A 12,924-nucleotide genomic window follows, 5' to 3' on the forward strand; every position below is an offset into this window, starting at 1 on the left:
CGGCGTTTTTTTATGTCCGCAGAAAACCTCAACCCTCCAGGCTATGGACCAGGTTCTCAAGCGCCTCCACGCTGGCGTCGTCCGGCGAAGGCTGGATGACGATCGTCGCGCGCATCTGGCGAGCCAGGCGATATTCGCTGGGTGTGCAGCTGGCGTACTGCTTGAAGGCACGGGCGAAGTAGGACGGGTCCTTGAAACCGGCTTCGTAGCCAATGCTGGTGATGGGCATCTCGCTGTTGTCCAGCAGTTCCTTGGCGAAGCTCATGCGTTTGTTCAGCACGTAGTCGGTGAAGCCCAACCCGTTGGCTTCCTTGAACAGGCGACTGAAGCGAAACGTCGTCATGCCGCAGCGTTTGGCCAGGTCCCGTTGGTCGATGCTGTCGCGAAAGTGCTGGTCGATGTACAGCATGATATGGCTCAAGGCCTGGTGCTTCTGATGCCCCGACGTCAGGCGGATGCTGTCCGGCAGGGTAGGGGCATGGTCGATCTGCGAGGCTTTGCCCCGGCCAAGGGCGTTGCGCCGCAGCTCGCATAATTGCACCAGGGCCGCCAGGTAGCGTTTCCTTTCGGTGGTCGACAGGGGCAGCACCATGTATTCCCAGACGCTGGAGCGCATCGCCCAGACCGCCAGCTCTTCGGAATGCTGCACCGTGAACATGGTAATGGGGATGGCGGGTACCGTGCGCTTGATCTCCAGCAGGCGCCTCAGGCCGGGGGTGTCCGGCCGGTCGAAATGGATGCAGATCATGTCCACCTGCTCTGCGCCGGGCAACATGGCATGTTTGCCCAGTGTGCAGATGCAGGATTCCTCGAACTGAGTGATGAGTTCATTCGTGGACCGATCATGGGTCAGATCGAACCACAACAACTTTGGCTTTCCGGTCAGATTCGACGTCATGTGCCTGTCCAGGTGGTTCTTCCTGCCCTTTAGCCGGAAGTATCGTCAATGTGCCATCATCTCGCCGAATAAATTCTTCTAAGAAATCGATCCCTTATCTCCATCCCCCCTCAGTGTCGGCTGCGGCGCGGGGTGATGTCCTCTGCGCGAACCTGCGCAAAAAAGTCCTAGGGATGTGCAAAATCCTCCTAACGGCTCTCCCGCCCCCTGACTAGGGTTGCATCAGGCAGTTCGCAATGTACTGCCTTTAAAACAACCCCGATGAGGTGTGCGAAATGACTCTTCAAACAATCAAGGCTTCGGTAGTGAAGTTCGCCAAAGATGAAGACGGCCTGACCATTGTGGAATACGCAGTGGCCGGCGGGTTGATCACGGTACTGGTGGCCGCTGCCTTCGTTCTCCTGGGCGGTGCCGTGAATACCAAGATCCGTGCCCTGTGCCAGGCCGTCAACGGCAACGTTGCCTGCTGATCGTAACCATTACGGCAGGGGACGCGGCAACTTCATGGAATAGCGCTTGCGACTCTTTAGCAGTGAGTACAACCAACTGATTCGAATGGATCTCGCGCTGTCCCCCGACCCCAGCTTCTTTCCGAAGACGAGGTAAATGAAATGACTCTGCACACAATCAGAACTTCGATCGGCAAGTTCGCCAGAGATGAAGACGGCTTGACCATCGTCGAGTACGCAGTGGCGGGAGGCTTGATCACGGTCGCGGTGGCCGCGGCGTTCGTCCTGTTGGGTGGCGCCGTGGATACCAAGATCCGTGCCCTGTGCCAGGCCGTCAATGGCAACGTTGCCTGCTAACGATCACTGCAACCGGGAGACGCGTCATGTCCATGGAATTGCTGGTATCGACAGTACTGCTGGTAGGACTGCTGGGTGTGGCGGTGGTGAGCGATCTGCTTCGCCACCGCATTCCCAACACGCTGGTCCTGCTGGGGCTCGCCCTGGGAGTGGCCGGTCAGGTCTATGCAGCTGGCATCGCCGGGCTGGGTGACAGCCTGTTGGGCATGCTGATTTGCTTCGGGCTGTTCCTGCCCATGTATGCGGTGGGCGGCATGGCGGCGGGAGACGTCAAGTTGATGGCCATGGTGGGCAGTTTCCTGCCGTTCCATTATGCGTTGTGGGCGGCGCTGTTCAGCCTGATCGCAGGCGGGGTGTGCGGTTTCCTGATTGTCCTGGCCCGCGGTCAACTGCTCCAGACCCTTGGCCGCTACTGGCTGATCCTCAGAGCCCAGGCTTACCTGGCGCCCACGACGGATGAAGTGGCCGGCAAACCTTTTCCTTATTCGATTGCCATCCTGATCGGCACCTTGAACAGCGTCTATTGGCAGCTGGTTGCCGACGGCTGGGGAGTCTAGTCATGCACGTCATCAACGATAGTGATGCCTACCCCAGCGAACGGGAGGCGGTACAGCGCCTGGCACCCCAGCCCTGCACCATTCGCGACACCGGCCTGTCCGACAGCTTCCTCGGCGAACTGGTGTGCAAGCATCTGCATGATGCCGGCGTTCTGGACATGCCGCGGCTGGTGGAGCGCCTGGCGCTGACCGGCGCGGTACTGGAGGAAGTCCTCGCGTTCCTGCGCAAGGACGGGCGTGTCGAAGTGCTTGGCCAGATCGGCCAGGCGAGTGTCCAGGGGCTGCGCTATGGCCTGACCGAGCGCGGTCGCAGCTCGGCCCGTGACGCCTTGTCCCGCAGTGGCTACATCGGTGCGGCCCCGTTCCCGGTGAGCACTTACCGGTCGCTGATCAAGATCCAGACCATTCACCATGGCCGAATCACCGCCAACGAAATGCAACGGGCCCTGTCCGGGATCGTGTTGACCCAAAGCATGCTCGACCAGTTGGGTGTAGCGCTGAACTCCGGTCGGGCCATCATGATCTACGGCCCTGCGGGCACCGGCAAGACGTATGTCAGTAGCCGCCTGATCCGTCTGTTCGCCGAGGCCATCTGGGTTCCCCACGCCATTGTCATCAACGAGTCGGTGATCGAAATCTACGACCCGCAGGTCCACCAGCGCCTGGACGACAACAGCCAATCGAACAACCTGATGCTCAACGAGGGCATCGACCGCCGTTTGCTGTGCTGCAAGCGCCCCATCGTGATCACTGGCGGCGAGTTGAGCATGGAGCAACTGGATGTGCGCTACGACCCGTTCACCCGCCAATACCAGGCCGCGTTGCAGCTCAAGGCCAGTAACGGCCTGTTCATCATCGACGACATGGGCCGCCAGCGCATGGCGCCGGCCGAGCTGCTCAACCGCTGGATCGTGCCCATGGAAGAGAAGCGCGACTTCATCAACCTGGGCGGCGGTCGTCACTGTGAGCTGCCGTTCGACCTGATCCTGGTGTTTTCCACCAACCTCAACCCCCTGGAACTGGCCGACGAGGCCTTCCTGCGGCGCATTGGCTACAAGGTGCAATTCGGCTACCTCAAGCCTGAGGAATACGAGCGCATCTGGCGCCAGGAATGCGAGCGCCTGGGCATTCCCTACGATCCGTTGCTGGTGCGCTACGTGCTGCAGCGGCTCTATGCGGGCGAAGGCATGCCCCTGGTGCCTTGCCATCCACGTGATCTGTTGAACATGGCGCTGGACCGCCAGCGTTACCTGGGCGGCTCCGGGCCGCTGGCGCCCCAGGAGCTGGAATGGGCGTGGCACAACTATTTCGTTCAGCTCGACTTCCTTTGATTCGGAGATACCGACATGAGCTCTCGTACGCTTTCGCTGATAGGCGTTTCCCTGGTAATGGGCCTCGGTGCCGCATGGATGGCCGACTCCTGGCTGAGCGCACGACTCAATGCCACGCCTGACGATCACCTTCGAAGCGTGGTGGTCGCCACGGTGGAGATCCCGTTCGGGCAGATGGTCGAGGCCCAGCAGGTCACGACCGTGCGCATGCCCATGGACACGATTCCGGAAGACGCTTTCGATTCCAGCGAAAAGGCCGTGGGCAAGATCGCCACGTTCGACATCCTGCGCGGTGACATCGTGCGGGGGGCGCGCCTGAGCGAGCATCTGGGAGGCAGCACCCTGGCCTCGCTGATCGCCCCGGACAAGCGCGCCATTTCGGTACGGGTGGACGATGTGGTCGGCGTGGGCGGCTTCCTGTTGCCGGGTAACCGGGTCGATGTGCTGGCGACCAAGACCACCAGTGCCGGCAGCAACAACGCGGTGTCCCGGACCATCCTGGAAAACCTGCGGGTGCTGGCGGTCGACCAGACGGCGGGCACCGACAAGACCCAGCCAGTGGTAGTGCGGGCCGTGACGCTGGAGATGACCGCCGCGGAGGCGGAGGCCCTGGTTACCGCACAGACCGAAGGCAAGTTGCAACTGGCCCTGCGAAATCCGCTGAACCTGGAGAAAAAAGCCGCGGCCGTCGCGCCACCCGCTCCCGCGCCGGTCATGGCGGTGGCGGCTGCCCCGGTACCAAGGCCCGTGGTGCAACGCCGCGCCAAGGCGCCGGACGGCGGGGCGGTCACGGTGATCCGAGGGGTTGAAAGCAGCGTGATCAACGTCCGCTGATTCGCGCGGACGAAACGGCCTGGCTCCCAGGCGATGACGATCCTCAAGCAGTCAGCGAGGGCGTGATGATGAGTTCCAATATTCGGCAGCGCCAGGGAGGGGCAGTGAGTGTACTGATGGTGATCGCCTTGGTGGCGATCTCCATGATGGCGGCATTGGCCCTGGATGGCGGTCACATGCTGCTCAACAAGACCCGCCTGCAGAATGCCGTGGATGCCGCGGCGCTGAGCGGCGCCAAGACCCTCAGCCAGGTCGTGGGCGGCCTGAACATGGCCAGCACGACGCGTGCCGCAGCCCTCGATACCCTGACGAAAAATGCCGATGCCTTGGGTAACGCCGAACTGGCGAGCGCAGTGGCCGGTAACCCGGGGGCATTCGCCGTGGTGGAGTTGGCCAGCAGTGTCTATGGCCCTTTCTCTTACCCGGGGCCGACGGATGCCAAGTATGTACGGGTGTCGGTGTCCAGTTATCAATTGAACGGGTTCTTCTGGAGTTTCGTCCAGACCATGGGCAGCGCCGGTCTCGGCGGCAAGGCCGTGGCGGCGATCGCTACTGCGGGCCCCAGCCCGACTTCGCCCTGTGACCTGGCACCGCTGATGGTCTGCGGCGATCCCAACCAGTACGACCCCTCCGCCGGCAATTTCTGGGGTTACCACTTCGGTGACCTGGAGGTGCTGAAGACGGCGGCGGGCAATACGTCGCCCATCGGTCCCGGCAACTTCCAACTGCTGGATTTCGGCTCCGGCGGCAGTGCGGTCCGGGAAGACCTGGCCGGTGGAGGCTCGGTCTGCCGCAGCGTGGGCGACAACGTCCAGACCGCTCCCGGCAACAAGGCCGGTCCCACCTCCCAGGGCTTGAATACACGCTTCGGCATCTACAACGGCCCCGTCAGTTCGTCCGACTATCCGCCGGACCTGGTGACCTCGTCGAGCAATCCGGCGATGACCTATGACGATGCGCTTGCCCAGGCGAAATACAAGAACCAACCCGTGACCGCGAGCAACGGCGATCTCACGGCGGGTGGCGAGGCGATCCAGGACTATAACGACTGGCGAACCCAGGTCGCCGCCTGTGTGGCCGGCAGCGGCAGTGGCTGTGAAAGCAATGGGGTGTTCGAGCGCCGGATGCTGAAGATCGTGATCGGCAACTGCACCGGCAAGCAGGGCGGCTCCACCTCGATTCCGGTCCTGGGCTTTGGCTGCTACTTCGTCGTGCAACCGGTGGACGGCGGCGGCTCGGACTCCCTGGTCTTCGGCCAGTTCGTGCAGGAGTGCGAAGGGGACGGGGTACCGGGCCCTACGCCATCCACCGATGTCGGCCCGCAGATCATCCAGCTCTACAAGACCTATCTCAACGGCAGCGGCACTCCGAGCACCGACTCGTAGGAGGCTTCATGAGACTTGCCCCGTTCGATCCACCCCAGGCCCAGCGAGGCGTGGCGCTGGTGGAGTTCACCCTGGTGCTGCCGCTGTTGCTGCTGTTGCTGCTGGCCTTCGGCGAATTCGGCCGCATGCTCTTGCAGTACAACGTGCTGCTGCAGGCCAGCCGCGAAGCCGATCGTTTCGTCGCCAGCCAGGCCTGGAACTCCACCTTGGGAGGTGTCGCCCTGACCAGTACATTGCAGACCCAGACCAAGAACGTCGCGGTGTACGGCGTGCCTAACGCGGTCGGCAGCCCTGTGGTGTCGGGTTTGACGACGGCCCATGTGGAAGTCGCCGTCGTGGGCAGCGATCACGTGCGCGTCACCATTACCTACCCCTTCTGCCCGGTGATTGGCGCAGGCAACTGCAGCGGATCGATTCCGGCGTTCTTTGGCAACGCCATGCCGCTGGGCATACCGCTGGTCGCGACAACGGTCATGAGGGTGCTGTGATGAACAGGCAGATAAACATGAAGCACATGCGCGGCACGTACATCGTGGAGTTTTCCTTCGTTGGCCTGCTGGTGTTCATCCTGCTGTTCGGCGTGGTGGAAATGGGCCGGCTGTACTTCGTCGCCAATGCACTGGACGAAGCCGCACGCCGGGGCGCGCGCCTGGCGGCGGTGTGCAACATCAGCGATCCGGTGGTGCTGCGCCGGGCCATCTTCAATGCCGCGACCGATGCCGGGACCAGCCAGCTGATCAGCAGCCTGGCCACCTCGAACCTGGCGCTGACCTATCTGGACGCCAATGGCGCGGTGGTGGCGAACCCCGCCGACACGGTCAGTGCCAGTGGCTTCCGGGCCATCCGCTATGTCCGCCTGAGCGTGCAGAACTACGTTTTCAATCTGTTCATTCCCGGCTTGGGCGTGCCCATTACGTTGCCCCCGTTCCGGGCAACCTTGCCACGCGAAAGCCTTGGGCGTCATTCCGATTCCGGGGAGATCACACCATGCTGAATACCAGGGAAACTCCGCTCTCGTCCGCCACCGGCAAAGCCGGGCTGCGGCTGCTGATCAGCAGTCGCGACGCCACATCCTTGCGCGACCTGCAATGCGTCTGCCAGCGTATGCCGAGCCTGGAGGTGAGCACGCGCCTGGTGAGCAACGGCCATGTCGATCCCCTTTATGGGCTGGACCGCATGCCCGACCTGCTGCTGTTGCGGGTCAGCCATCTGTGGCGCGAGGAATTGGCCGCACTGTTGCAACGTCCGGCCCATGAGCGCCCGCCGATGCTGGTGTGTGGCTTGCTCGGCGACCAGGAAGGCATGCGCCTGGCGATGCAGGCCGGTGCACGGGATGTGTTGCCCGAGCCGTTCGCCGAGACGGAACTGGTGGCAGCCTTGAATCGGTTGGTGGCGGAGGTACGTCTGGGCAATGGCGCCGAGGGCAAGCTGGTGGCCGTGATCAGTGCCAAGGGCGGCTCCGGCGGGACCCTGGTGGCCTGCAATCTGGCCCAACAGCTCAGCATGCGGGCCGGCAACACACTGCTGCTGGACATGGACCTGCAATTCGGCAGCGTGACCCACTACCTCGATGTGGCCCAGTCCCACAGTCATCTGGAGGTGCTGCAGCAGGTCGATGACCTGGACGGTATGGCGTTGCGCGGCTTCTGCAGCCATTTCAGCCCGACCCTTCATGTCCTGGGTGGCCGGGCCGGCGAATTGTGCCTGCCCCAGGATGCCCAGCCCGAACAGCTCGATGCCTTGTTGCAACTGGCCCGTACCAGCTACGACTGGGTGGTGGTGGACCTGCCGCGGCAGATCGACCACCTCACCGGCGCGGTGCTGGAACAGGTGGACCGGGTCTACGTGGTGGTGCAGCAGAGCGTCAGTCACCTGCGCGACGCCTGCGCCCTGGTGCGGATCCTGCGCGAAGACCTGGGCATGCGCGGGGACCAGTTGCAGATCGTGGTCAACCGCTACGACAAAGCCGCCGCCATCAGCCTCAAGGATATCGGCGAGGCCTTGCGCTGCGCGAACCTGTCCAGATTACCCAATGACTTCAACCTGGTCAGCCAGAGTCAGAACACTGGCGTGCCGTTGGGGCTGCATGCGCCGAGGGCGGCTATCACCGTGGCCCTGCGCGATTTGACCGAAGACCTGGTCGGTCACCAGATGGCGGCAGACAAAGGCCTGCTCAAACGTGCCTTCAACCGTTTTTTCGGGGGATGACCCATGATCAGCGATTTCCGCAACCGCTTGCGCAAACAATCCGCCAAGCCCGGTGCCTCGATGGCGGCCCAGAACGGCGACAGCCTGCCGGACCCGACCGATGAACTGATGGCCTGGGAACAGGCTGTCCCGGATGTCATCTATGAAACCCGCAGCCAGGTCTCCCCGGTGGAAGCCGAATGGCGGGAACGGATCTACCAGCAGTTGCTCAAGGTCATGGACCTGTCCTTGCTCGACGCCCTGGAGCAGGCCGAGGCGACGCGGCAGATCCGTGATATCTGCCAGCGCCTGCTGGACGAGCATTCGGCGCCGGTGAGTTCCGCCGGTCGCCAGTTGATCATCAAGCAGATCACCGACGAGGTGCTTGGCCTGGGGCCGCTGGAACCCTTGCTGGCCGACCATAGCGTGTCCGACATCCTGGTCAATGGGCATGCCTCGGTCTATGTCGAGCGCTTCGGCAAGTTGCAACGCACTGACGTTCGCTTCCGTGACGACCAGCACCTGCTCAATATCATCGACCGCATCGTCTCCGGCCTGGGACGGCGTATCGACGAGTCGTCGCCCCTGGTGGACGCCCGGCTCAAGGACGGCTCGCGGGTCAACGCGATCATCCCGCCCCTGGCCATCGACGGTCCGAGCATGTCGATCCGGCGCTTTGCCGTGGACCTGCTCAACACCGACAGCCTGATCCAGGTGGGCAGCATGACCCCGGCCATTGCCCTGTTGCTCAAGGCCATCGTGCGCGGACGCCTGAATGTGCTGATTTCCGGCGGGACCGGCAGCGGCAAGACCACCATGCTCAACGTGCTGTCCAGCTTCATCCCGCATAACGAACGCATTGTCACCATCGAGGACTCGGCCGAACTGCAGCTGCAGCAGCCCCACGTGGTCCGTCTGGAAACCCGGCCTTCGAACATCGAGGGACGCGGCGAGGTGAGCCAGCGCGAACTGGTACGCAACAGCCTGCGGATGCGCCCGGACCGCATCGTCATCGGCGAAGTGCGCGGCGCCGAGGCGCTGGACATGCTGACGGCCATGAACACCGGCCACGATGGCTCCCTGACCACGATCCACGCCAACACCGCCCGCGATGCCCTGGGACGAATCGAGAACATGGTATCGATGGCTGGCGCGACTTTTCCTATCAAGGCGATGCGTCAACAAATTGCCTCGGCCATCGATGTGGTGATCCAGCTGGAGCGTCAAGAAGACGGCAAGCGCCGCGTGGTGAGCATGCAGGAGATCAACGGCATGGAAGGAGAGATCATCACCATGACCGAAATCTTCTCTTTCGTGCGCCAGGGTATCGGCGAAAACGGCGAGGTGCTCGGGGAGTATCGACCCAGCGGCATGATCCCGGCCTTTCGCGACGTGCTGGCCAAGCGCGGCATCGAGTTGCCATTGACCATGTTCCGCCCTGAATGGATGGAGGCCCGTTCGTCATGAACAATATCCCTGCTGAGTTCATTCTGATTTTCCTGGGCATGGTGTTCATCGCGGTCTTCCTCTTGTCCCAGGGCGTGGTGGTGCCGGTGTTCGGCGAGGCCGGCAAGATGCGCAAGCGCATTCGCGGACGCTTGCACGTATTGGAAAAAGCCAATCACCTGCCCAACATGCAGACGGTGTTGCGGCAGAAATACCTGACGCGCCTGTCCCCCCTGGAAGCCAGCCTGGAGCAGTTGCCATTGATGGCCAACCTGACCCAGTTGATCGAGCAGTCCGGTCACGAATATCGCGCCTACCGGGTGATGCTGCTGGGCCTGGCCCTGGGAATGGGAGGCGGGGCCGTGGTCCTGATGATTTCGCAGGTGTGGTGGATGGCCCTGCTGGCGTTGTCGGGATTGTTCTGGTTGCCGGTACTCAAGATCATGCGCGACCGCAGCAAGCGGTTCGCCACGTTCGAGGAAGGCCTGCCGGATGCACTGGACGCCATGTGCCGGGCGTTGCGCGCCGGTCATCCGTTCAACGAAACCCTGCGCCTGGTGGCCGATGAGCACAAGGGCCCGGTCGCCCAGGAGTTCGGCATGACCTTTTCCGACATCAACTACGGTAACGACGTGCGCCGGGCCATGCTGGGCCTGCTGGAGCGCATGCCCAGCATGACCGTGATGATGCTGGTGACCTCGATCCTGATCCACCGCGAGACCGGCGGCAACCTGACCGAAGTGCTGGAACGCCTCAGCCGGCTGATCCGTGGGCGATTCCGGTTTCACCGCAAGATCCGGACCCTCTCGGCGGAAGGACGGATGTCGGCCTGGGTGCTGGTGGCGATCCCCTTCGTGCTGGCGATCGCCATCGTGCTCACCAGCCCCAGCTATATGCCGGTGCTGATCAACGACCCCATAGGCCACAAGCTGATCATCGGTGCGTTCTGCGCCATGTTGATCGGGATTTTCTGGATTCGAAAAATCATTCGGATCCAGGTTTAAGCGCCGTCCTGCCGCGAGGTATCAGTCATGGATTTTTTGCTCGGGTTGTTCAGTCGGTTTACAGGAAGCGAGGAGGTGGCACGGCTGCTGTTCATTGCCGTGATCGGTGTCAGTACGGTACTGGCGGTGGTCGCTGTGCTCTTGCTGCTGCTGGGCCTGCAGGACCCGGTGCAGAGACGCCTGGCCTTGATCAAGCGCGGCTATGGCGGCACGTCGGCGGGACAGCAGGCCCCCGGTAACCTGCAACTGCTGCTGGAGCGGGTAGGCCAGCGCTTTGCCTCGACCGACCAGGCCCAGGCATCCGCCACCCAGACCTTGCTGACCCATGCCGGTTACCGGTCCGCATCGGCGGTGCAGATGTACTGGGCCGTGCGCTTGATGCTGCCGTTGCTGCTGCTCGGTATCGCGTTGGTGTTGCTGCCGCTGATCAAGGTGTCGTTGATTGTCGGGCTGCTGATCGTGACTGTGGTGGCGGGGGTCGGCTGGTTGCTGCCGGCGATCTATGTCGGCAAGCGCAAGCAGGCGCGACAAGGCCGGTTGCGTGCGGCATTTCCGGATGCGTTGGACTTGATGGTGGTGTGTGTCGAATCGGGCCTGGCCCTGCCTACCACCATCGAACGGGTGGCGGAAGAAATGTCGGTCAGCCAGGTCGAGCTGGCCGAAGAGCTGGCCCTGGTCAATGCGCAGATCCGAGCCGGCATCACCAGCACCGAGGCGCTCAGGCAACTGGCCGTGCGCACCGGGCTGGAGGACATCCAGGGCCTGGTCAGCCTGTTGGCGCAGAGCATCCGTTTCGGCACGAGCGTGGCCGATACCCTGCGTATCTATGCCGATGAATTTCGCGACCGGCGGACCCAGGCCGCCGAGGAGATGGGGGCGAAGATCGGCACCAAGCTGATCTTTCCTTTGATCTTCTGCCTCTGGCCAAGCTTCTTCCTGGTCGCCATCGGGCCCGCCATGATTGGCGTGTTCAGGGCCTTCGGCAATATGTAGCCGCGCCTGCGAACGTTGGCTTGCGCTGACGAGAAAGCTTGCTCCCCTCCGGGCCGCCTCGCGGCCCTTGTTGTTTGCGGCGGTTGGGCCCAGGGGCACAACCGCCCTCGCCAGGGTTGTTCCAGCCTATTCTTAAGTCTCGCCTCAGTACCCTGTGACGGGATGCGTGCGCTCTTCGGGTCGCATGGAGGCCTTGGAGTCCACCTTCGTGCTGCATCAGCCGGGGTGGAGTTGTGCCGCTGTCGGGGCGCAGCCCTGCGATGCGCCACAAGGGTGTGTGATTCTGAATGTGACGAGGGCGCGTGCCCCGTTGGGTTGTCTGGCGTCCTACGCGCTGGCTTCGTGATGCATCAGCCAGCTCCGGCAAAGGAATCGAGCCTTGCCAACGGTATAAAAAAAGCCCCAGGGCGCTGGGGCCTCGGGGCGATCTGTATTGTTGCCGGATTTCATTTGCTGCTGGTGATCTCTCCACCCGAGTCCTGGTCGAAGTACTCCGGGATCGGATAGTTGAAACTATTGAGCCAGCGCTGCATGGCCAGTTCGCGTTCGGTGGCCGAGGCGGTTTGCAGGTGGGTGGAGGCAACCACTCCGCGAATCTGTAGCTGCATCCAGCTCTCGGTGCCTTGTTGGGCGGCGGAAGAAGGACCGGGCTCGATTGCCCAGGCGGTGGTGCAAAGGCAGGCCATGCACACGATCGACAGTTGTTTGGTTTTCATCTCTTGAACTCCTCGCAATGCTTACTTGACCGTGCCGGATGAGACATCGGCTACCTCGGTCAGACGGTCGGCCTGTGTGATCCCCACCTTGTTGGTCATGCCCCTGATTTTTTCCGCGCGGGCCTGGGCGTCTGCCACCTGGCTGGGACTCAGCCTGGCCATGCTTGCCAGTTCGGCGGCCTGTTTCCAGTTGTCCTGGTAGATCAGCAGCGTCACCATGTTGAGCGCCGCCAGGGAATCCGACTGGCGCAGTTCCATGGCGGTCATGAACTCGAAGCGTGCTTCAGGGATCCGGCGCTGGTTCAGATAGACAACGCCCAGGTCGTTGCGGATCTTTCCTTCGGTGGGAGCCATTTTCACCGCACGTTCGAGGTGTTCGATGGCGGTGGCATTGTCGTTCCTGGCGGCGGCCAGTTGGCCGAGGCCATGTTCGCCATCGGCGGCCAGGCAGGTCCCGAGCAGGCTCTGGTACAACGGCTCCGCTTCGTTACGCCCCATCAGGCGCAGGACCCGGGCCTTGCGCAAGCGGACCTGGACCAGGTCCTCGGGCAGCCCCTCGAGGTTGGCGAGGCTGGCGTACAAGCGACCGTCATTGGCCATGTCGTCGGCCAGGTTCAGGGCCAGCTCCTGGTCGGATCCGGGCTTGACGCAACTGGTCGGGCGAGACGCCACGCCGTTACTGGCACAGCCGGCGAGCACCAGGCTGGCCGTCAACGCGATGATTGCTTTCATTGAATGTCCCCTGGTTACAGGCTCGATCCCTGGAC

The 12,924-nt window shown here is 62.8% G+C and carries 15 protein-coding genes; 12 read left to right on the forward strand and 3 right to left on the reverse strand.

Features of this window, described 5'->3' with window-relative positions:
• Nucleotides 1-28: 28 nt before the first annotated feature.
• Entirely contained in the window at nt 29-898 is an 870-nt protein-coding gene (locus BT179_RS14425; RefSeq protein ID WP_072431795.1) for a helix-turn-helix transcriptional regulator, read from the reverse strand.
• A gap of 275 nt (nt 899-1,173) precedes the next feature.
• On the opposite strand from BT179_RS14425, the gene BT179_RS14430 reads away from it, so the two are divergent.
• From BT179_RS14430 to BT179_RS14485, 12 genes are all read left to right on the forward strand, one after another.
• Nucleotides 1,174-1,368: a Flp family type IVb pilin gene (locus BT179_RS14430; RefSeq protein ID WP_072393491.1), complete on the forward strand. Its 195-nt coding sequence runs from the start codon at nt 1,174-1,176 to the stop codon at nt 1,366-1,368.
• A 141-nt stretch (nt 1,369-1,509) separates the two neighbouring features.
• The gene (locus BT179_RS14435) at nt 1,510-1,704 is read left to right on the forward strand and encodes a Flp family type IVb pilin (RefSeq protein WP_072393488.1); all 195 of its coding nucleotides are present in this window, start codon (nt 1,510-1,512) and stop codon (nt 1,702-1,704) included.
• A gap of 26 nt (nt 1,705-1,730) precedes the next feature.
• Entirely contained in the window at nt 1,731-2,261 is a 531-nt protein-coding gene (locus BT179_RS14440) for an A24 family peptidase (protein WP_072393485.1), read from the forward strand.
• 2 nt (nt 2,262-2,263) lie between these two features.
• Complete coding sequence (locus BT179_RS14445) at nt 2,264-3,592, forward strand: P-loop NTPase family protein (RefSeq protein ID WP_072431796.1); 1,329 nt, start codon at nt 2,264-2,266, stop codon at nt 3,590-3,592.
• A 15-nt stretch (nt 3,593-3,607) separates the two neighbouring features.
• The gene (gene cpaB / locus BT179_RS14450; RefSeq protein WP_072393479.1) at nt 3,608-4,426 is read left to right on the forward strand and encodes a Flp pilus assembly protein CpaB; all 819 of its coding nucleotides are present in this window, start codon (nt 3,608-3,610) and stop codon (nt 4,424-4,426) included.
• A 65-nt stretch (nt 4,427-4,491) separates the two neighbouring features.
• On the forward strand, nt 4,492-5,811 hold the full coding sequence (locus BT179_RS14455; RefSeq protein ID WP_072393476.1) for a TadE/TadG family type IV pilus assembly protein: 1,320 nt from the start codon (nt 4,492-4,494) through the stop codon (nt 5,809-5,811).
• Nucleotides 5,812-5,819: 8 nt separating this feature from the next.
• Nucleotides 5,820-6,299 carry a TadE/TadG family type IV pilus assembly protein gene (locus BT179_RS14460; protein ID WP_072393473.1) on the forward strand — a complete coding sequence of 160 codons (480 nt, stop codon included), beginning with the start codon at nt 5,820-5,822 and terminating at the stop codon, nt 6,297-6,299.
• 11 nt (nt 6,300-6,310) lie between these two features.
• Nucleotides 6,311-6,805 (forward strand): TadE family protein, encoded by a 495-nt coding sequence (locus BT179_RS14465; RefSeq protein WP_072394120.1) that lies wholly within the window; start codon nt 6,311-6,313, stop codon nt 6,803-6,805.
• Nucleotides 6,799-8,019, forward strand: a complete 1,221-nt coding sequence (locus BT179_RS14470) for an AAA family ATPase (protein WP_072393470.1) — start codon at nt 6,799-6,801, stop codon at nt 8,017-8,019. Before BT179_RS14465 ends, BT179_RS14470 begins: the two co-directional genes overlap by 7 nt.
• Before the next feature lie 3 nt (nt 8,020-8,022).
• Nucleotides 8,023-9,465 (forward strand): TadA family conjugal transfer-associated ATPase, encoded by a 1,443-nt coding sequence (locus tag BT179_RS14475; protein ID WP_072431797.1) that lies wholly within the window; start codon nt 8,023-8,025, stop codon nt 9,463-9,465.
• Nucleotides 9,462-10,448, forward strand: a complete 987-nt coding sequence (locus BT179_RS14480) for a type II secretion system F family protein (RefSeq protein WP_072393464.1) — start codon at nt 9,462-9,464, stop codon at nt 10,446-10,448. The genes BT179_RS14475 and BT179_RS14480 overlap by 4 nt, the downstream gene beginning before the upstream one ends.
• A 27-nt stretch (nt 10,449-10,475) precedes the next feature.
• Nucleotides 10,476-11,441: a type II secretion system F family protein gene (locus tag BT179_RS14485; RefSeq protein ID WP_072393461.1), complete on the forward strand. Its 966-nt coding sequence runs from the start codon at nt 10,476-10,478 to the stop codon at nt 11,439-11,441.
• Between the two features lie 446 nt (nt 11,442-11,887).
• On the opposite strand, the gene BT179_RS14490 is transcribed toward BT179_RS14485, so the two are convergent.
• Complete coding sequence (locus BT179_RS14490; protein WP_072393458.1) at nt 11,888-12,157, reverse strand: DUF3613 domain-containing protein; 270 nt, start codon at nt 12,155-12,157, stop codon at nt 11,888-11,890.
• A 21-nt stretch (nt 12,158-12,178) separates the two neighbouring features.
• Complete coding sequence (locus BT179_RS14495; protein ID WP_072393455.1) at nt 12,179-12,889, reverse strand: tetratricopeptide repeat protein; 711 nt, start codon at nt 12,887-12,889, stop codon at nt 12,179-12,181.
• Nucleotides 12,890-12,924 lie beyond the last annotated feature (35 nt).

Source organism: Pseudomonas sp. NFACC43 (assembly GCF_900119645.1).
Lineage (GTDB): Bacteria > Pseudomonadota > Gammaproteobacteria > Pseudomonadales > Pseudomonadaceae > Aquipseudomonas.

Excerpts from the sequence above, each read along its gene's own strand:
- BT179_RS14425 (WP_072431795.1), bottom strand. The coding sequence starts at position 898 with ATGACGTCGAATCTGACCGGAAAGCCAAAGTTGTTGTGGTTCGATCTG.
- BT179_RS14430 (WP_072393491.1), top strand. The coding sequence starts at position 1,174 with ATGACTCTTCAAACAATCAAGGCTTCGGTAGTGAAGTTCGCCAAAGAT.
- BT179_RS14435 (WP_072393488.1), top strand. The coding sequence starts at position 1,510 with ATGACTCTGCACACAATCAGAACTTCGATCGGCAAGTTCGCCAGAGAT.
- BT179_RS14440 (WP_072393485.1), top strand. The coding sequence starts at position 1,731 with ATGTCCATGGAATTGCTGGTATCGACAGTACTGCTGGTAGGACTGCTG.
- BT179_RS14445 (WP_072431796.1), top strand. The coding sequence starts at position 2,264 with ATGCACGTCATCAACGATAGTGATGCCTACCCCAGCGAACGGGAGGCG.
- cpaB (WP_072393479.1), top strand. The coding sequence starts at position 3,608 with ATGAGCTCTCGTACGCTTTCGCTGATAGGCGTTTCCCTGGTAATGGGC.
- BT179_RS14455 (WP_072393476.1), top strand. The coding sequence starts at position 4,492 with ATGATGAGTTCCAATATTCGGCAGCGCCAGGGAGGGGCAGTGAGTGTA.
- BT179_RS14460 (WP_072393473.1), top strand. The coding sequence starts at position 5,820 with ATGAGACTTGCCCCGTTCGATCCACCCCAGGCCCAGCGAGGCGTGGCG.
- BT179_RS14470 (WP_072393470.1), top strand. The coding sequence starts at position 6,799 with ATGCTGAATACCAGGGAAACTCCGCTCTCGTCCGCCACCGGCAAAGCC.
- BT179_RS14475 (WP_072431797.1), top strand. The coding sequence starts at position 8,023 with ATGATCAGCGATTTCCGCAACCGCTTGCGCAAACAATCCGCCAAGCCC.
- BT179_RS14480 (WP_072393464.1), top strand. The coding sequence starts at position 9,462 with ATGAACAATATCCCTGCTGAGTTCATTCTGATTTTCCTGGGCATGGTG.
- BT179_RS14485 (WP_072393461.1), top strand. The coding sequence starts at position 10,476 with ATGGATTTTTTGCTCGGGTTGTTCAGTCGGTTTACAGGAAGCGAGGAG.
- BT179_RS14490 (WP_072393458.1), bottom strand. The coding sequence starts at position 12,157 with ATGAAAACCAAACAACTGTCGATCGTGTGCATGGCCTGCCTTTGCACC.
- BT179_RS14495 (WP_072393455.1), bottom strand. The coding sequence starts at position 12,889 with ATGAAAGCAATCATCGCGTTGACGGCCAGCCTGGTGCTCGCCGGCTGT.